Here is a 19,710-nt window from a genome sequence, read left to right as displayed (position 1 = left end):
CGCGCGCCTCGACAAGGTTACACCTCGACGCCTTCCCAAGAGCCGGTCTCGGCCATCCGCTCCAGCAACGGGGCCGGCTTGAACACATCCTTGCCGGTCCGCTGGTGCCAGTGGTCGAGCCGTTCGACGATCTTTGCCGCCCCTTCGAGACCGGCCCAGAACATCGGGCCACCCTTGCCGATGGGAAAGCCGTAGCCATTGACCCAGACGACATCTATGTCGGAGGCACGGGCCGCGATCTTCTCCTCGAGTATCTTCGCCCCCTCATTGACCAGAGGATAGAGCGTGCGCTCGATGATTTCGTCCGCGCTGATCGCACGGGGCGCAACGCCCATCTCAGCGGCCCTGTCGCGGATCAGCGTCTCGACCTCCGGATCGGGGACGCCTGCTCGTGCGCCGGCCTCGTAGAGGTAGAAGCCACGGCCAGTCTTCTGGCCGAAACGGCCCTGTTCGCACAGTGTGTCGGCGATGACAGCCGTCAGGCCGCGCGCCTTGCGGTTGCGCCAGCCAATGTCGAGGCCGGCGAGATCGCCCATCTGGAACGGCCCCATCGGCCAGTCGAAATCGGTGAAGGCCTTGTCGATCTGGCTGGGCGTCGCACCCTCCAGCAGCAGCGCTTCCGATTCCGAGCCGCGCGCCGCCAGCATGCGGTTGCCGACGAACCCGTGGCAGACGCCGACGACGACCGCCACCTTGCCGATCCGCCGCGCAAGATCGGCCGCCGTCGCCAGCGCATCCGGCGCGGTCTTGTCGGCCTGCACGATCTCCAGCAGCTTCATGACATTGGCCGGCGAGAAGAAATGCAGGCCGAGCACATCCTGCGGCCGCGAGATCGAGCCGGCGATTTCATTGATGTCGAGATAGGAGGTGTTGGTGGCAAGGATGGCGCCCGGCCTGGCGGCAACATCCAGCTTGCCGAAGACCTGCTTCTTCACCGCCATGTCCTCGAACACCGCCTCGATGATCAGGTCGCACTCGGCGAGATCGGCATAGTTGGTCGAGCCCTCGAACTGCGCTAGCCGCTGACGCATGGCGTCTTCGGTCAGGGAACCGCGCGAAACGGAAACGGCATAGTTCTTCTCGATCATGCCAAGCCCGCGCTGCAGCGCTTCCGTGCTTGTTTCCAGCAAGGTGACCGGAAAGCCGCCATTGGCGAAGGCCATGGCGATGCCGCCGCCCATTGTGCCGACGCCGATGACACCGACGCGCGCGATCCTGCGCTTGGGCGTGTCCTTGCCGGGAAGCTTTGCCGCCTCACGTTCGGCGAAGAACAGATGGCGTTGCGCCCGCGACTGGTCGCTGGCGACCAGTTTCACGAATAGCGCCCGCTCCGCGGCCAGCGCTTCGTCGAAGGGCAGCAAGAGGGCGTTGCGCACCGCTTGCGCGCAGGCGACCGGCGCTTCGAGCCCGCGCGCCTTTTTGGCGAGTTCCGCCGCCTCGTCATCGAAAGCCGCGAGGTCGGTTTCCACAAGCCGTTCATTGCGATCGCGCACCGGCGTGAAAGGACCACCCTTGCGGGCGATTTCTCCTGCGAAGTTCACGGCATGCCTGGTCAGGTCGCCCTCGAAAATGGCATCGACCAGACCGGCTTCATGCGCTTCGACCGCGCTGATCGGCGTCCCGGAAGCAATCATCCTCAGTGCCTTCACCGCGCCGACAAGACGCGGCAGCCTCACCGTGCCGCCACCACCCGGCAGCAGGCCAAGTTTCACCTCCGGCAGGCCGAGTTTGGCGCCGGCATCGGCAACGCGAAAATGACAGCCGAGCGCCAGTTCCAGCCCGCCGCCGAGCGCGGTGCCGTGGATGGCGGCGACCGTCGGTTTGGCGATGGTTTCCAGCATCGCGACGATGGCGCGCAGGTCGGGCTGCTGGACCGGCTTGCCGAATTCGGTGATGTCGGCGCCGGCGACAAAGGTTCGACCAGCGCAAGCGATGACTATGGCCGCGACCGAAGCGTCATCGCGCAGGGAAACCAGCGCCTGCATCAGCGGCTCGCGGACATGGAAACTCAGCGCATTGACCGGCGGGTTGTCGATGGTGACGATGGCGACGCCATTGTCGTTCACGACGCTGACAGAATTGCACAAGCAGAGCCCTCCGGGACCGACTGAGATCGCGGAAGGGTTTACTAGGCTGCGCCGCGAATGGGAACCCGCTGTTGGGCTGGCCCAATATTTGGCGGCGCGACGGGCTGCCCCGGGAGGTTGCGGTCGATGCTCGCCAAACGCTTGGGGACGGAGATCACCGCACCGCCTTCTCCCCGCCCGCCGCCGTAATCACCCCGACAATGATCAGCCCCGTCAGCAGCAGCCGCACGCCGGCGCTGACGCCGAACGTGTTGAGCATGGTCAAGAGCAGCACCAGAAACAGCGCGGCGCCCCACACCCCGGGCACATTGGCCTTGCCGCCGGCGACCGACGTGCCGCCGATGACGACGACGGCGATCGAGGCGAGCAGATATTCATTGCCGATATCGACATTGGCGCCCCTGAAATAGCCGGCGAGCAGCGCGCCATCGATGCCGCCGAGCGCGCCCGACAGCGCATAGGTGAGGAAGCGGATGCGCCCGACATTGACGCCGGCGAGCCAGGCGGCGCGGATATTCTGACCGATCGCCAGCACCGAGCGGCCATAGATCATGCGCTGCAGGGCGATGGCCGCGCCGATGGTGAACAGCACGGTCAGCACCGCCAGCACCGGAATGCCCAGGATCTGCCAGTTGGTGAAATCGGCAAAGCCGGGCGGCGGCTTGATCTGCAGCCCGCGCCCGTAGCTGATGTCGATCGACTGGATGATGAAGCTCGCAGACAGGGTGGCGATGATCGGCGGAATGCGCAGCGCCCAGATCAGCAGATAGTTGACGGCGCCGATCGCCGCGCCGCAGGCAAGCGCCGCGAGAAGGCCGACCACGATCATGGAATCGCTGCCGGCCATCACCTTCATGGCAACCGCGCTGGCGAGGCCGATATTGGCTGGCAGCGACAGGTCGACATTGCCAGGCCCAAGCGTAATGACGAACATCTGGCCGACGCCGACGATGACGGTGAACACCGCGAGCGACAACGCCGCCGTGACCATGCCGCCGGCGCCATAGCCGCCGGTGAAGGCGATCGTCGCCAGCCACACGACGAGCGCGCCGAGGAACGACCATACCCAGGGTTTGCCGGCCAGCGATCTCACCAAAATCATCGCTCACCTCTCCCTGCGGCTGATCAGGACCCGCGCCGCCAGCACGATGATCAGGATGGCGCCATTGGCGGCCACCTGCCAGTCGGGCGGAATGTGCATGAAGGTGAGCAGCGGCGAGGCGGCCAGCGCCAGTGTCAGCGCGCCGATCACCGCGCCGATCGGCGACACCCGGCCGCCGACGAATTCGCCGCCGCCGAGGATGACGCCGGCGATCGAAAGCAGCGTGTAGCCATTGCCGATATTGGCATCGGCCGAGGTGGTGATGCCGATCAGCGCCATGCCGGACAGCACGCCGAACAGGCCGGCCAGCGCAAACAGCACGACCTTGGTTTTGAGCAGCGACCAGCCGGCGCGCTTGAGCGCGGCCGCATTGCCGCCGGAGCCGCGCAGGATCACGCCATAGGAGGTGCGCATCAGGCCGAAATGGACGACGAGGCCGATCAGCAGCGCCGCGATGATCGGGAACGGCACGAACGGCGGCTTGAACGCCATGATCGCCAGCAGCCAGTCCGGCGCCTTGCCGCCGGGCTTGGGCAGGACGAGGATGGCCAGCCCCTGCCAGACGAAACTCATGCCGAGCGTCACAACGATCGACGGCAGATTGCGCAGATGGATCAGCGCGCCGAGCAGCGCATAGACGCCGATAGAGCCGAGCAGGATGGCGACGCCAATGAGCGGCGCGTCCTTCAGCCAGGTCGCGGTGACGCAGCCGACGAACCCGACGAAGGTGCCGATCGACAGGTCGAGCTCATTGCCTGAAATGACGAACATCTGCGCGATCGTCGCCAGCGCGATCGGGATCGCCAGGTTCAGCATCAGGCTGAAGCCGAAATAGCTGATGGCGCGGGGGTTGAGCCAGGCAATGGCGGCGAGCACCAATGCCAGAGACAGCGCCGGCAGCAGCCCGCGCAGCAGGCGGGCACGGGCCAGCGCGCCACGCTCGGCGGAACTCCTGGCGATAGTGTCGAGGCTGGCGGCGGTCATCTTAGGCCGCGTCGCCGAAGGAGGACTGGATGATCTTCTCTTCGGTCAATTCGTCGCGACCCAGATTGGCGACGATGCGGCCGTTCTTGAAGACATAGACATGGTCGCAATTGTCGAGTTCCTCGGTTTCCGTGGTGTACCAGAGGAAGGTGCGGCCGCGGCCAGCCTCCTCGCGGACGAGGTCGTAGACTTCCAGCTTGGTGCCGATATCGACGCCGCGCATCGGATCGTCCATCAGCACGATCTGGGCATCGGAGCCGAGCGCGCGGGCAAACAGCGCCTTCTGCTGGTTGCCGCCCGACAGCGAGAAGATGTTGTTGTTCATGTCGGGCGTGCGGATGCCGATCTTCTTCTGCCAGAACTCGGCAAGTTCGGCCTCGCGCCGCGGCGAGATCAGCAGCCCGTTGCGCAGCCGCGCCAGCGAGCGGATGCCGATGTTCGCGGCGATCGACCATTGCGGGAAAATCCCGTCCGACTGGCGGTCGCCGGCGACCAGCGCCACCGGCGCGGTCACTTCGATGCCGGTCCTGGCACGGGAGGCAGCAGCGAAAATCGCCAGCAACAGGTCGGTCTGGCCGTGTCCCGCCAGCCCGGCAAGGCCGATGATCTCGCCGGCGCGGGCGACAAGATCGGCGCCGTCCTTCTGCGCGGCGGGGCGCGCCCGCACCCGCAAAGGGCCGGCGGCCGGCCTGGCGGCGGCAATTTCAGCGGCGATCTTCTGCCGCGCTTCCGCCCCGCCCATCGCCGTCACCAGCCGGTCGCGATCGAAGGCATTCGCCGCATCGGCGACGACCACCTTGCCGTCGCGCATCACCACGATGCGATCGGCATTCCTGAGCACCTCGCCCAGCACATGCGAGATCAGGATGCAGCTCTTGCCGCCGGCGATGAAGCGGCGCACGAAGGACAGCAGTTGCCCAGCCGTGTGCGCGTCCAGCGATGATGTCGGCTCGTCGAGGATCACGAGATCGAGCCTATCCTCCGTCACCGTGAAGGCGCGGGCCACCTCGACCATCTGACGCCGGCCGATCGACAGGTCGCCGACAATGTCCCAGGCCGAAATGCCATGATCCGGAAAGATCTCGTCAAGCTTGGCGGTGATCAGCGCGGCCGCCTTGCGCCGCCAGCCGAGGCCCGAGAGCGACGCGTGGTTGATGCGCGTGTTTTCGGCGACACTGAGATTGGGGCACAGCGACAGTTCCTGGAACACGCAGCGTATGCCGAGCTTTTGCGCCCGCGACACCGAGTAGTTCTCCTCGCTACCGCCATGCACGCCGATCTTGCCGCTGTCGGGCGTGAGCGTGCCCGCCACCATGTGCATCAGCGTCGATTTGCCGGCGCCATTGTGGCCGACCAGGCCGACGCATTCGCCGGGCCGGACATGGAAGTCCACGCCGCCCAGCGCGCGAACGGCGCCGAAATGTTTTTCGGCGCCGTTCAGTCTGATGATGTCAGCGTTCCCTTCAGGCATGCCTAGAGATATCCGCACGATGGTACGAAGGGCAACGCTGGCGCGACATTCACTTGATGTTGGCCTTGATCGCCGCGAGCGCGTCTTCCTGCGTGTATTCGTGGGTGGCGACGCCGCCTTCCTTGATCTTCGGCAGGGCTGCCTCGAAATCGTCCTGCGTGAAGGCCAGATACGGCACCAGCAGATCGTGCGGAATGTCCTTGCGGCCATCGAGCACCTGCTGCGCCACCCAGAAGGCGAGCGACGATACGCCGGGCGCGATCGAAGCCGACCAGGTCTTGTAGCCGTCCTTGTCCTTCTGTTCCTTCCACCACTTCAGCTCGTCCTGCCGGTTGCCCATGATGATGGTCGGGCGCGGCTTGCCGGCGGCGGCGAAGGCCTGTGCGGCGCCATAGCCGTCGCCGCCCTGGTCGACGATGCCGACGACGTCAGGCAGCGACGGCAGGATGGTCGCAACGGCCTTTTGCGCCGTCGTCTGATCCCAGTCGCCGGTTACCGAGCCGACGATCTTGAACTCGGGATGGGCGGCGACGCCTTCGAGGATGCCGGCATGAATGGCATCGTCGATCGAGGTGCCGGCCAGGCCACGGATTTCCAGAAGGTTCCCGCCCTTGGGCTGGAACTTGGCCATCTGCTCGACTTCCTGCTTGCCCATGTCCTTGAAGTCGACGACGACGCGGTAGGCGCAGGGCTCGGTCACGGTGCCATCGAAGGAGACGACGGTGATACCGGCATCGCAGGCCTGCTTGATGGCGCCGTTGAGCGCGTCCGGCGAGGCGGCGTTGATGACGATGGCGTCATAGCCCTGCAGGATCAGGTTCTGCACCTGGGCCGCCTGGGTCGGCACTTCCTTGTCGGCGGTGGTGAAGATGTCGGCCGCGCCGACGATCTTGTCGGCGACCGCCTTCTTGGTGACGATGCCATAGCTGTCGAGCATCGCCTGCCGCCAGGAATTGCCGGCGTAATTGTTGGAGAATGCGATCTTCTTGCCGCTGGTATCGGCAAGCGCCGTGCCCGATGCGAGCATCGCCGCAAGAGCGCCCAAGGCTAACAGTTTCTTCATGTCATACTCCTCCCAAGAGTTGCTGGTCGTGCGGATTTTAGAGCAATTCCAGGAAAAGTGTGAGCGGTTTTCCGTCAGGAATTGCGTCAAAACAAAGAGTTAGAGGGGTTCGCCGTTTCCGGGAAACGGTGAAACGCTCTAGTTGGAAAATCGAGCCTGCGTTCCTGTTTTTTATCGATTGTCAGACAAATGCAACTGGCACAGCGGCCTGTCAACTGCAATCCGCAAAGCCCGCCGATCAACTTGCGGTGGGCCAATTGAAATGGCGTCGGTGGATGGGTAAGCCATGCGCACAGGAGGCCAACAGAGATGGCAGTGACGCCGATCGTACCCCCGGGCGCACCGGGCATTCCGGCACGCTGGACGTCGAGCGCCAAGAGCGGCGTCGGGACGTCGCTTTCGCCGACCGGCCACATCTGGTTCACCGTCAGCCACGGCATCCTCAACGAAGTCTATTATCCGCGGCTCGACAGCGCCTGCACCCGCGATCTCGGCCTGATCGTCACCGGCCCCGACGGCTATTTCTCGGAAGAGAAGCGCGATGCCGCGCATGAAATCGAGCCCTTCGAGGCCGGCGTTCCCGCCTATAGGCTGGTCAACACGGCCGGCGACGGCGCCTACCGTATCGAGAAGCGCATCCTCTGCGACACCACGCGGCCCGCGCTGCTGCAGGAAATCACCTTCACGGCGCTCAAAGGTGCGCCCGACGATTACCGCGTCTACGGGCTCCTGGCGCCGCATCTGGTCAATGCCGGCATGGGCAACACCGCTTGGGTCGGCGAGCACAAGGGAAAGCCAGTGCTGTTCGCCTCGGGCCGCGGCTCTTGCCTGGCGCTGGCCTCGTCGCTGCCCTGGCGGGACTGTTCAGCCGGCTATGTCGGCTTCTCCGACGGCTGGCAGCAACTCAACCATACCGGTATCCTTGATCCGGCTTGCCAACGCGCAGAAGACGGCAATGTCGCGCTGACCGGCGAGATCGGCTTCACATCAGCCGAGACGAAGACGCTTCTGGCGCTGGGTTTCGGCGCGACACCCGACGAGGCCGCCGAAAACGCCTTCGCCAGCCTGAAGCGGGGCTTTGAGCCCACGGCCAAGGCCTACGTCCAGAATTGGCGCGAATGGCAGGCCGGACTGCTGCCCCTGGACCGGCACCTAGCGTCGGGGATCAACACCTATCGCACCTCGACCGCGGTTCTGGCGACGCACCGCTCCACCGCCATGCCGGGCGCGGCGGTCGCCAGCCTGTCCGTCCCCTGGGGCTTCAACAAGGGCGACGACGACCTCGGCGGCTACCATCTGGTCTGGCCGCGCGATCTGGTCGAGACAGCGGGCGGCTTTCTCGCCGCCGGCGATGCCGCGTCGGCGCTGCAGATCCTTGAGTATCTGCGCTCCATCCAGCAGCCGGACGGCCATTGGCCGCAAAATGCCTGGCTCGACGGATCTGCCTACTGGCCCGGGATCCAGATGGACGAGTGCGCCTTTCCGCTGCTTCTGGCCGACGCCCTGCATCGTGCCGGCCATCTGCCGCGCGCCAGGCTTGCCGCCTTCCTGCCAATGATCGAACGCGCCGCGACCTATGTCGTGCGCAATGGACCCGTCACCGGCGAGGACCGCTGGGAAGAGGATGCCGGCTACAGCCCGTTCACCCTGGCCGTGGAGATCGCCGCCCTGCTTGCCGCGGCCGACCTGCTCGACGTCTGCGGCAAGAAGGACGAAGCAACCTATCTGCGCGAGACATCGGACGGCTGGAACGACCAGGTCGAGCGCTGGACCTATGCCACCGACACGGCCATCGGCAAGGCGGCCGGCGTCGAAGGCTATTATGTCCGCATCGCGCCGCCCGACAGCGCCGAGGCCGGGTCGCCCAAGGACGGCTATGTGCCGATCAAGAACCGGCCGCCCGGCGATACCGACCGGCCGGCGCAAGAAATCGTCAGCCCCGACGCGTTGGCGCTGGTGCGCTTCGGCCTGAGGTCGGCCGATGACCCGCGCATCGTCGATACGGTCAAGGTCATCGACGCACAATTGCGCCGCGCCCTGCCGCAAGGTCCACTCTGGTATCGATACAATGGCGACGGCTATGGCGAACACCAGGACGGCGCGCCTTTCGACGGCACCGGCCAGGGCCGGCCATGGCCATTGCTCGCCGGCGAGCGCGCCCACTATGAACTGGCGGCAGGGCGCAAGGATGAGGCGGCCAACCTGCTCAAGGCGCTGGAAGGCTCGGCCGAGCCGGGCGGACTGCTGCCGGAGCAGGTCTGGGACAGTGCCGACCTGCCTGAGCGCGAGTTGCTGCATGGCCGCCCCTCGGGCAGCGCCATGCCGCTGGTCTGGGCGCATTCCGAGCACATCAAGCTGCTGCGCTCGCTGCGCGACGGCGTTGTCTTCGACATGCCGCCGCAAGGCGTGAAGCGCTACATCGAGGGCAAGACCATATCGCCATTCAGGACCTGGCGATTCAACAACAAGATCCGCGCGCTGCCCGAAGGCAAGACGCTGCGCATCGAATTGCTGGCCGCGGCAACGGTGCATTGGAGCACCGACGATTGGGCAACCGCCCATGACAGCCAGACGGCGGAAAATGCCTTCGGCATCCATCTTGCCGATCTGCCCACCGCCAGCCTCCCCAAGGGAAGCACGCTGATCTTCACTTTTTTCTGGCCCGGAACCGGCGATTGGGAGAATGTCGACTTCTCCGTCACATCAGGCGAGCGGGATAGCGGCTAACATCCTTGCTCGATATATCAGGAAAATCTCCAGGAAACAGGACGAAACCATGCAGATCGGAATGATGGGACTGGGCCGGATGGGCGCCAACATGGTGCGGCGCCTGATGCGCGACGGCCATGAATGCGTCGTCTACGACATCAACCCGGCAAGCGTCGCGGCCCTGGTCAGCGACGGCGCGCTCGGCGCGGCCTCCCTGACGGAATTCGTCGGCAAGCTCGCCAAGCCGCGCTGTGTCTGGCTGATGCTGCCGGCGGCGATCACCGGCAAGATCATCGATCAGGTCTCGGCCCTGATGGAGCCCGGCGATATCGTCATCGACGGCGGCAACTCCTACTATCACGACGCGGTCGACCAGGCCGCAAAACTCGCCACCAAGGGCATCCATCTTGTCGATGTCGGCACCAGTGGCGGTGTCTGGGGCTTGGAGCGCGGCTACTGCCTGATGATCGGCGGTCCCGACGTGGCGGTGCAGCATCTCGATTCGATCTTCGCCACGCTGGCGCCCGGCGCCGATGCCGGCGCGCCGGTTCCCGACAAGGCCGCCGGCACCGCGCCCTTCGGCTATTTACATTGCGGGCCGAGCGGCGCCGGCCACTTCGTCAAGATGGTGCACAATGGCATCGAATATGGCGTCATGGCCGCCTATGCCGAAGGCATGAACATCCTGAAGTCGGCCAATGCCGGCAAGCGGCAACGCACGGCGGACGCCGAGACCAGCCCGCTGGAAAACCCGCAATATTACCAGTTCGACATCGACCTTCCGCAGGTGGCCGAGGTCTGGCGGCATGGCAGCGTCATCGGCTCCTGGCTGCTCGATCTCACCGCCGGGGCGCTGAAGAGCGATCCGGGCCTGGCGCAGTTCGGCGGCCGGGTTTCGGATTCCGGCGAAGGCCGCTGGACGCTGAAAGCGGCGATCGACACTGGCGTGCCGGCGCCGGTGCTGTCCTCGGCGCTGTTCGACCGCTTCTCCTCGCAAGGCGAATCCGAGTTCTCCGACAAGCTGTTGTCCGCCATGCGCTATGCCTTCGGCGGCCATGTCGAAAAGCCGAAGGCCGGCAAGTGACGCGGCCTGGGGAGACGCACGCATGAGCCAGGAACGGTCCGATACGCTGGTGCTCTTCGGCGCCACCGGCGACCTCGCCCACAAGAAGATATTTCCGGCGCTTTACCAGATGGTGGCCAAGGGCACGCTTACCGAACCGGTGATCGGCGTCGCCTTCGACGCCTGGGACATCAAGCAGTTGCAGGCCCGCGCCCGCGACGGCATCGTCAACGCCGTCGGCAAGATCGACGAGAAGGTGTTCGCCAAATTCGCCTCGCTGCTGCGCTATGTCAGCGGCGACTACCGCGATCCCGCCACCTTCGAGAAGCTGAAGACAGCACTCGGCAGCGCCCGGCGGCCGCTGCACTACATGGCGGTGCCGCCGACCATGTTCGAGACTGTCGTGCAAGGGTTGGAGCAGTCGGGCACCGCGCGCGGCGCGCGGCTGATGGTGGAAAAGCCGTTCGGCCATGATCTGCAGTCGGCGCGCTGGCTGAACCGGGTGCTGCATCTGGTGTTCGACGAGCAGTCGATCTTCCGCATCGACCACTATCTCGGCAAGGAAGCGATCCAGAACCTGCTTTATTTCCGCTTCGCCAATTCCTTTCTCGAGCCGATCTGGAACCGCAACTTCGTCGAGAGCGTGCAGATCACCATGGCCGAGGATTTCGGCATCGAGGGCCGTGGCCGCTTCTACGACGATGTCGGCTGCATAAGGGACGTCATCGAGAACCATCTGCTCAACATCCTCTTGCTGCTGGCCATGGAGCCGCCGGTCGGCCGCTCGGCCGACGACCTGATCGACGAGAAGGTCCAGGTGCTCAGGGCGATTCGGACGCTGACAAAAGACGATGTCGTGCGCGGCCAGTTCACCGGCTATCTCGCCGAGCCCGGCGTGGCGCCGAATTCGCCGGTCGAGACCTTCGCGGCGGTGCGCTTCTTCGTCGACACCTGGCGCTGGCAGGACGTGCCGTTCTTCATCCGCGCCGGCAAGAACATGCCGGTGCATGTCACGGAAGTGGTGGTGCGGCTGAAGCGGCCGCCGCTCGACGTCTTCGACCCGATCAAGCCCGCCGACCAGAATTACGTGCGCTTCCGCATCGACCCGCAAGTGGTGATCGCCATCGGCGCGCAGCGCAAGGCGCCAGGCGACGACATGGTCGGCGAGCAGGTGGAACTGACCGCGCTTGACGACAGCAAGGCCGACATGCCGCCCTATGAAAGGCTGATCGGCGACGCCATGAACGGCAATGGCCAACTCTTCACCCGCCAGGACGCGGCCGAGCTTGCCTGGCGCATCGTCGGGCCGGTGCTTGGCGACACAACGCCGCCGCATCTCTACGAACCGAAGACATGGGGACCGGCCCACGCCATGGCAGGCTTCGGGCCGCCCAATGGCTGGATCGATCCAGTGGCGTGAGCGGAGGGGACACGATGGCCAAGGCGGTGGCATCCGGCGCCGAGCAGATAGTGCTTTCAATCGACATTGGCGGCTCGCACGTCAAGATCCTGACCAGCAACGGCGGCGCCGAGCGCCGGGACGATTCCGGCCCGGACCTGACGCCGCTGCAGATGATCGAGAAAGTGAAGAAGCTCGCCGAGGGCCTGTCCTACGACGTCATCTCGATGGGCTATCCCGGCCCGGTGCGTCACAACAAGCCGGTGCTCGATCCCAAGAATCTCGGCAAAGGCTGGGCCGGCTTCGATTTCGCGGCGCAGTTCGGCAAGCCGGTCAAGGTGGTCAATGATGCGCTGATGCAAGCCATCGGCAGCTATGATGGCGGGCGCATGCTGTTCCTCGGGCTGGGAACCGGCCTCGGTGCGGCGATGATCCTCGATAATGTCGGCCAGCCGATGGAGCTCGCCCATCTTCCCTACAGGAAGGACGCAAGCTTCGAGGACTATGTCGGCGAGCGCGGCCTGGAAAAGCACGGTAAGAAGAAGTGGCGCAAATACGTCTTCGACGTCGTCACGCGGCTGCGCGCCGCCCTGCAACCAGACTATGTCATCATTGGCGGCGGCAATGTCGACAAGCTCGACGAGTTACCGGCCGATGCCAGGCGCGGTGACAACACACGCGCCTTTGAAGGCGGATTTCGTCTGTGGCGAGACAAGGCGCTGATTGTCTGATATTATTACAGTTTAGTATAGTTGTTCAAAATAACGTGTGACGCCGCGCTTAATCATTGCGTTACGCAGATTTGCCGACTAGGAATTTCGCGCGCTGCCCCCGCGCGGTCCACTGGATACGCCAGAGACGCTTCAGCATCTTTTTTGATTTTGTGTCTCGTCCTTTCGAAAACGAACCCCATTTTCGAGGCGTGCACCATAAACGGAGGAAACATTGACCGACGACAGCAACGACGCTCGCATCGACCTTCTCGAGCTGACCGCCCACATCGTATCCGCCTACGTTGAGAAGAACCGCCTGCCCGCCTCCGGCCTGGCCGACCTCATCGCCAGCGTCGCCACCTCCATCGGCGGGCTCGGCAAGCCGGCCGTGCCGGTAGCGGCCCCCCTGGTTCCCGCCGTCAATCCGAAGAAATCGGTGACGCCGGATTTCATCATCTGCCTCGAAGACGGCAAGAAGTTCAAATCGCTGAAGCGCCATCTCGGCGTGCATTTCGGCCTGACGCCGGACGCCTATCGCGCCAAATGGGGCCTGCCGTCGGATTATCCGATGGTCGCCCCCAACTATGCGGCCTCGCGCTCGCAACTGGCGAAGTCCATCGGCCTCGGCCGCAAGGCCGTCGAAGTGGCGCCTGTCAAGGCCAAGGGCCGCAAGGCCAAGGTTTCGGCCTGAGCCATTCAGTCCTGAGCCAATATTTAGGACGACTGGAACGGAAGCCTGCCGGCGAAACCGCCTTGGCAGGCTTCCTGTTTTTGTGGCTTGGATAGCCAGAGCATGGTCCCGAAAAGTGGAGGCCGGTTTTCGGAAAAGATCATGCTCAGCTAACAGATGGATCAGGATGACGATCCAACCAAGCGTCATCCTGATCCGATAAAGGTGATCTGGGGGAAGCCATGAACTACACCAGGATGGTGATCGAGAAGGAAGCGCCGGAGGAGTACGGCTACGACCGCATCCGCTTCAATCTTTCCGAAAGTTCGATCGCCGACCAGAAGCTTTCCGACATCGGCCTGTCGCTACCTGACCTCACGCTCTTCTATGGCGAGCATCGTGGCGACAAGGACTTGCGCGCGCTGATCGCGGCGCAGGATCCCGGCATCTCGCCTGACGATGTCCTGGTCACCGCCGGTGCCGCCGGCGCGCTGTTCATCATCTCGACATCGCTTTTGTCGGCGAGCGACCATCTCGTCGTTATCAGGCCCAACTACGCCACCAACATCGAAACCCCAAGGGCGATCGGCTGCGCCATCAGCTTCGTCGACCTCGCCTTCGAGGACGGCTTCGCCATCGATGTCGAGGCCGTCAAGGCAGCGATGCGGCCGAACACGAAACTGATCAGCGTTACTTGCCCGCACAACCCGACCGGCACGATGATGGGCCAGACCGATCTCGACGCTCTGGTGGCGCTCGCCGAGACCAGCGGCTGCCATTTGCTGGTCGACGAGACCTATCGCGACCTTTCCTATGGCAGGCGCCTGCCATCGGCCGCCTCGCTGAGCAAAAAGGCGATCAGCGTCGCGTCGCTGTCGAAGGCCTTCGGTATTCCCGGCATCCGCATCGGCTGGCTGATCACCAGGGATCCAGCGCTTCAGGAGACGTTCCTTGCCGCCAAGGAACAGATCGGCATTTGCGGCAGCGTCATCGACGAAGGCATTGCGCGCGGCATGCTGGAGCGCCGGGGCGCTTTCCTCGGAGCCCTGCTGCCCGAAATGGCCAGACGTCGCGACATCGTCCAGGCCTGGATCGACCGCGAGCCGCTGGTCGACTGGGTGCGGCCCGAAGGCGGTGTGGTCGGCTTCCCGCGCCTCAATGTCGAACCTGGCTTCGACCTCGACCGGTTCTATATCAACCTGCTGGAGAACCATGGCACCTATGTCGGGCCCGGCCATTGGTTCGAGATGGGAAAACGCTTCTTCCGCGTCGGCTTCGGCTGGCCGACGGAGGCCGAGTTGCGAGGCGGGCTCGACGCCATTTCGGCAGCACTTCGGCAGTAACTTCCTTGTGCGATGGATACAGCAGGCTGAAAATCCCTTGATCCAGCGCTGATTTTAACACACATCCCGCATCGAACTTTGCTAGACGTTCCATTGGTCGGACCAGCGCCCATCCTTGGGAGGTGCCCCGCCGGCCAATGTCATCACAATGGGGCCTTGATCAGTGACATCAGCACAAATTTCGCCGGACCAGCGCTATGCCGCGTTCCGCCACCGATCCTTTCTGAGCTATTGGGCGGCGCGCTTCCTCACCACATTCGCCACCATGATCGTGTCGGTCGCGGTCGGCTGGCAGATGTACGACCTGACCCGCGATCCGTTCGACCTTGGCATTGTCGGCATCGTCCAGTTCCTGCCGTCGCTGCTTTTGGTGCTGGTCACCGGCGCGGTAGCCGACCGCTTCGGCCGCCGCCTGATAATGGCGCTGGCCGTGGTGGTGGAGGCGATCTGCGCCTTGACCTTGCTCTCCCTGACACTACGTGGCATCGGCGGACCCCTGCCGATCTTCTGCGTGCTGGCCATGTTCGGCGTGGCGCGCGCCTTCTTCGGCCCGGCATCGGCCTCGCTGTTCGCCAATCTGGTACCGCCTGAGGATTTCGCCAACGCCATCGCCTGGAACTCGTCGGCCTGGCAGACGGCGACCATTGTCGGACCGGTCGCCGGCGGCCTGCTCTACGGCGTCTCGGCTGAGGTGGCCTATGGCACCGCCGCCGTGCTGATGCTTGCCTCCGGGCTGCTGATCTTCACCATCCCGAAGCCTGCGCAACGCACCGAGACCGAGAAGCCGACGCTGCAGAACCTGTTTGGTGGATTCAGCTACATCTGGAGCGAGAAGATCGTGCTCGGCGCCATCTCGCTCGATCTGTTCGCCGTGCTTCTGTCCGGCGCCTCGGCGCTGCTGCCGGTCTATGCGCGCGACATCCTGCAACTCGGTCCCTGGGGCCTCGGCCTGCTGCGCTCGGCTCCAAGCATCGGCGCCATTTGCGTCGCCATCTGGCTTGCCGGCCATCCGCTGCGCAACCATGCCGGCATGATCATGCTGGCCGCCGCCGCGTCGTTCGGCGCGTTTACCGTGCTGTTCGGCCTGTCGACCATCACCTGGCTGTCGATCGCCGCACTTGTCTTCCTCGGCGCCACCGACATGTTCAGCGTCTACATCAGGGAAACGCTGATCCAGCTATGGACGCCGGACGAGGTGCGTGGCCGCGTCAATGCCGTGAACCAGGTTTTCGTCGGCGCCTCCAACGAGGTCGGCGAATTCCGCGCCGGCACGATGGCGGCGCTGATCGGCACGGTTCCGGCCGTGGTGATCGGCGGCGTCGGCGCGATCGCAGTCGCGGGGCTGTGGATGGTGCTGTTCCCGCAATTGCGCAAGGTGCGGCATCTGAACGGACGGAATTGAGTGGGGGTCTGGCCGGGGCCGACGCTCGGGGCTATCAGGCTGCGCCGAAGATAGCTGAGATAGGACTGGTCCGGCCAAATACCAACGTCTAGTGTGAATGTCTGATATGGGGCCGGAAGCGGACCGCCAGCTCCTGGCAGCGAGATCTACAAAGCTGCCGTTCTGCGCGAGCTGCATCCTAGTCTGGCGTTCGGACGGTTCTAGTCGACGCGGCTACAAAAAGGGGACGACCCTGCTTCCCATTTGCGATATAGTTTACGGCAAAGCCTCTGCCGCCTGGGAGAAGGCAACGTGGATATCGAGGCATGGCTGGAAGACCTCGGCCTGGGTAAGTATGCACCGGTCTTCCGCGACAACGACGTCGACATCGAGGTTCTTTCCAAGCTGACGGCCGAGGATCTGACCGCGCTCGGGGTCACGTCGATCGGCCATCGGCGCAAGTTGCTCAGCGGCATTGCGGCCCTCGTTGAGAGTACAACCCTGCTCACGACGGCTGCGCCACTGCCAGCCGCCTCCGATTCCCGCGCAGAGCGTCGGCAACTTACGGTCATGTTCGTGGACCTCGCCGGCTCGACCGAGCTGTCGCAGCGGCTCGACCCGGAGGACACGCGCGAAGTCATCCTCGCCTACCAGCAGGCGGTATCGCGCGAGATCGCCCGCTACGACGGGCGGGTGGCCAAGCTGATGGGCGATGGGGTGCTCGCTTATTTCGGCTGGCCGCAAGCGCACGAGGATGATCCCGAGCGTGCTGTGCGCGCGGGTCTCGCCGCTGCGTCCGCGACCGCCAGGCTGGCCAGCCCCGGCGGAACGCCGCTGGCCGCGCGTGTCGGCATCGCCACGGGACTGGTCGTCGTCGGAGACATGATCGGAGAAGGTGCGGCGCAAGAGGAGGCGGTCGTTGGCGGCACGCCCAACCTTGCAGCTCGGCTACAGGCGCTGGCCGAGCCGGACTCTGTGGTTATCGCCGAGGTTACGCAAAGGCTCGTCGCGGGTCTGTTCACGGCGACCGATCTTGGCGAGCACAAGCTCAAAGGCTTCAACGTCCCAGTGCGGTGCTGGCGCATCGTTGGCGAGACGGGCGCAGAGAGCCGGTTCGAAGCGCGGCACACTGTGCTGCCCCCGCTGGTCGGCCGGCAGGAGGAGTTAGCCTTCTTGCTCGAACGGTGGCATTGCGCGACATCGGGCCAGGGCCAGGTTGTGCTGCTCAGCGGCGAGGCCGGCATCGGCAAGTCGCGCCTGCTCGCGGCGCTGGCGGCCCAGATCGCGGCCGGGCCGCATTGCGAACTGCGCTATTTTTGCTCGGCCTACCACACCAACAGCGCACTCCATCCGCTCATCGCGCATTTGGAGCGAGCGGCGGGGTTCATGGGCGACGACAACGCCGACACGCGACTCGGTAAAGTTGTCGCACTGCTTGGCACGACCGGCGTAGAGACGGGAGAGGTGCTGCCGCTGCTGGCGACGCTGCTTTCGATCGATGTAGGCGAGCGGTACCAGCTTCCGAAGTTGCCAGCACCGACGCTCAGGGCGCGCACGCTGGCTGCTTTGACATGGCTGGTCGAAGCGTCCGCGACGAAAGCGCCAGTGCTCGCGCTCGTCGAGGACGCCCATTGGATCGACCCCACTTCGGCCGAATGGCTGGAGACACTGGTGGAACGGTTCGCCAGTCTGCCTGCCTTGCTGGTGGTCACCGCGCGGTCCGAATTCGAGCCCCGCTGGAAGGCGCGGTCGCATGTCGGCGTACTGCGGCTGGGGCGGCTCGAACCGAGCGATGGCACGGCGATCATGGAGCGGGTGGCGGGCGGCAAGAAGCTGCCGCGCGACATCGCGGACCGCATCCTCGCCAACACCGAAGGGGTGCCGCTGTTCGTCGAGGAGCTGACGCGGACCGTGCTCGATTCCGGCCTACTGGTCGAGGCGGGCGATCGATATCTGGCGATCGGGCCGCTGCCGGCGATCGCGATCCCTTCGACGCTGCAGGATTCGCTGATGGCGAGACTCGACCGGTTGTCGCCCGCGAAAGAGACGGCGCAGATCGGCGCCTGCATCGGCCGCGTTTTCGGATACCGGCTGCTCGCCGCAGTGAGCGGTGTCGGCCAGGACCGGCTCGACGATGCGCTCAACCAGCTGGAACACGCCGAGCTGGTTTTCCGCCGAGGCACCGCTCCGGAGGCGACCTATACGTTCAAGCACGCGCTGGTGCGCGACACGGCCTACCAGAGCCTGCTGAAGAGCCGGCGCCAACAGATCCATGCGAATGTCGCCGCGGCGCTGGAAGCCTTGTTCGGCGAGATCGCCGAGGCCGAGCCCGAGACCGTCGCGCAGCACTACACGCTTGCCGGTCTGACGGCTGAGGCCGCGTCGTGGTGGCTGACAGCAGGAAAGCGGGCGATGACAAAGTCTGCCAACCGCGAAGCCGCGACGCACTTCGGCAAAGGGCTGGAGCTTGTTGTGACCTTGCCCGCTTCCGAGACCCGTCTTAGGCAGGAGCTCTCCCTGTGGATGGCAATGGGGTCGGCCCTGATCTCCGTGAAAGGCTGGGCCGATCCGGAGGTTCTACAGGCATTTGCGACCGCGCGCGAACTCGCCGAGCGGCTCGGCGACAAAGCCCAGCTGTTCGCCGCCGTCCGCGGTGAGAGCGCCTTCCGTACTATTTCTGGCCACTTGCGCGTCGCCGAATCGCTCGCCGTCCAATGCAAGACGCTCGGCATGGAGCTCGCACAGGCATCCGGTGACTCTGCCTACCTACTGGAAGCGCACCATCAGCTCTGGGGGGTCAACTTCTATCTCGGCGACTACGAGCTCGCGGAAACCTTCGCCAGCTATGGCCTCGCCACTTACGACTACGAGCAGCATCGCCACCTCGCGTGGGGCTATACCGGGCACGATCCCGGGGTCTGTTGCAGGTCGTTCTGCGCACAGATGCTCTGCATACGCGGCAAGCAGGACATGGCGATCCGACAGTCACAGGAAGCCGTCTCCTTGGCCGAGCGCGTCTCGCACCCGATGAGCCTAGCCCAGGCGCAGATGGCCCTCAGCGTCGTCCATTTGATGCGGCGCGAGCCCGACGAGGGGCGACGGTGGGCGGAGAAGGCCATGGCAGTGTGCACTGAGTTTGCCATTCCGCTGCTGCTCGGGCAGGCTCGCGTCTTCTTCGGCTGGGCGCTTGCCGCTCTGGGTCAGCTGGACGATGGCATTCGCCAGATGCGCGAGGGGATCGCGGCGATCGCCGTGACTGGCGCCGACATGGGGATGGCCTACTATCTTTGCGCGCTCGCTCGCGCCTGCGGCGAACGCGGCGAGGCAAGCGAGGGGCTTGCACTTCTGGAGCAGGCGTTCGACGCGCTCGCCAAGTCCGACTCCAAATATCAGCTGCCGGAATTGTTGAGCGCCAAAGGAGAGCTGCTATCGCGGGTGGACTCGCGGGACGATGCCGTTGAAGGCTCATTTCGCCAATCTCTGGCCGCCGCCCGCGAACAAGGTGCGAAACTGGCCGAACTGAGGTCCGCGCTTCGCCTCGCCCGACTTTGGTCCGTTCGCGGGCGCGGGAGCGAGGCGCGAGACCTGCTCGCACCCGCCTACGCGGCATTTAACGAGGGTTTAGACACGCCTGACCTGGCGGAGGCAAGAGGCCTGCTGCAATGGCTGTCGCATGTAGCGGCAGCGCCGTAGCCAAGGTGCTTTCGGGAGGAGCGCCATGTTCA

Annotated in this window: 13 protein-coding genes; 8 read left to right on the top strand and 5 right to left on the bottom strand. The window is 64.9% G+C overall.

Annotated elements, in window-relative coordinates; all coding sequences use genetic code 11:
* Window positions 1-17: 17 nt before the first annotated feature.
* From ACWGS8_RS00200 to ACWGS8_RS00180, 5 genes are all read right to left on the bottom strand, one after another.
* Window positions 18-2,087: a 3-hydroxyacyl-CoA dehydrogenase NAD-binding domain-containing protein gene (locus ACWGS8_RS00200; protein ID WP_454579064.1), complete on the bottom strand. Its 2,070-nt coding sequence runs from the start codon at window positions 2,085-2,087 to the stop codon at window positions 18-20.
* 154 nt (window positions 2,088-2,241) lie between these two features.
* The gene (locus ACWGS8_RS00195; protein WP_454579063.1) at window positions 2,242-3,189 is read right to left on the bottom strand and encodes an ABC transporter permease; all 948 of its coding nucleotides are present in this window, start codon (window positions 3,187-3,189) and stop codon (window positions 2,242-2,244) included.
* A 3-nt stretch (window positions 3,190-3,192) separates the two neighbouring features.
* Complete coding sequence (locus ACWGS8_RS00190; protein ID WP_454579062.1) at window positions 3,193-4,173, bottom strand: ABC transporter permease; 981 nt, start codon at window positions 4,171-4,173, stop codon at window positions 3,193-3,195.
* 1 nt (window position 4,174) lies between these two features.
* On the bottom strand, window positions 4,175-5,644 hold the full coding sequence (locus tag ACWGS8_RS00185) for a sugar ABC transporter ATP-binding protein (protein WP_454579061.1): 1,470 nt from the start codon (window positions 5,642-5,644) through the stop codon (window positions 4,175-4,177).
* Window positions 5,645-5,693: 49 nt separating this feature from the next.
* Window positions 5,694-6,707, bottom strand: a complete 1,014-nt coding sequence (locus tag ACWGS8_RS00180; RefSeq protein WP_454579060.1) for a substrate-binding domain-containing protein — start codon at window positions 6,705-6,707, stop codon at window positions 5,694-5,696.
* A 309-nt stretch (window positions 6,708-7,016) separates the two neighbouring features.
* Here ACWGS8_RS00180 and ACWGS8_RS00175 point away from each other — a divergent pair, with 309 nt between their 5' ends.
* The 8 genes from ACWGS8_RS00175 to ACWGS8_RS00140 all read left to right on the top strand — a co-directional run bounded on the left by ACWGS8_RS00175 (window position 7,017) and on the right by ACWGS8_RS00140 (window position 19,678).
* Window positions 7,017-9,434, top strand: a complete 2,418-nt coding sequence (locus ACWGS8_RS00175) for a glucan 1,4-alpha-glucosidase (protein WP_454579059.1) — start codon at window positions 7,017-7,019, stop codon at window positions 9,432-9,434.
* Between the two features lie 49 nt (window positions 9,435-9,483).
* Window positions 9,484-10,500 (top strand): phosphogluconate dehydrogenase (NAD(+)-dependent, decarboxylating), encoded by a 1,017-nt coding sequence (gene gnd, locus ACWGS8_RS00170; RefSeq protein WP_454579058.1) that lies wholly within the window; start codon window positions 9,484-9,486, stop codon window positions 10,498-10,500.
* 22 nt (window positions 10,501-10,522) lie between these two features.
* The gene (gene zwf, locus ACWGS8_RS00165; RefSeq protein WP_454579057.1) at window positions 10,523-11,899 is read left to right on the top strand and encodes a glucose-6-phosphate dehydrogenase; all 1,377 of its coding nucleotides are present in this window, start codon (window positions 10,523-10,525) and stop codon (window positions 11,897-11,899) included.
* Between the two features lie 14 nt (window positions 11,900-11,913).
* On the top strand, window positions 11,914-12,609 hold the full coding sequence (locus ACWGS8_RS00160) for an ROK family protein (RefSeq protein WP_454579056.1): 696 nt from the start codon (window positions 11,914-11,916) through the stop codon (window positions 12,607-12,609).
* 214 nt (window positions 12,610-12,823) lie between these two features.
* Complete coding sequence (locus tag ACWGS8_RS00155; RefSeq protein ID WP_010912262.1) at window positions 12,824-13,282, top strand: MucR family transcriptional regulator; 459 nt, start codon at window positions 12,824-12,826, stop codon at window positions 13,280-13,282.
* 221 nt (window positions 13,283-13,503) lie between these two features.
* Window positions 13,504-14,604: an aminotransferase class I/II-fold pyridoxal phosphate-dependent enzyme gene (locus tag ACWGS8_RS00150; protein WP_454579055.1), complete on the top strand. Its 1,101-nt coding sequence runs from the start codon at window positions 13,504-13,506 to the stop codon at window positions 14,602-14,604.
* Between the two features lie 163 nt (window positions 14,605-14,767).
* Window positions 14,768-16,006 (top strand): MFS transporter, encoded by a 1,239-nt coding sequence (locus tag ACWGS8_RS00145; RefSeq protein ID WP_454579054.1) that lies wholly within the window; start codon window positions 14,768-14,770, stop codon window positions 16,004-16,006.
* A gap of 291 nt (window positions 16,007-16,297) precedes the next feature.
* Window positions 16,298-19,678: an ATP-binding protein gene (locus ACWGS8_RS00140; protein WP_454579053.1), complete on the top strand. Its 3,381-nt coding sequence runs from the start codon at window positions 16,298-16,300 to the stop codon at window positions 19,676-19,678.
* The last annotated feature ends 32 nt before the right edge of the window (window positions 19,679-19,710 follow it).

Source organism: Mesorhizobium sp. 43Arga, from assembly GCF_053714255.1.
Note: the sequence above shows the minus strand (reverse complement) of the source record. Positions and strands in the feature narration are given on the sequence as shown.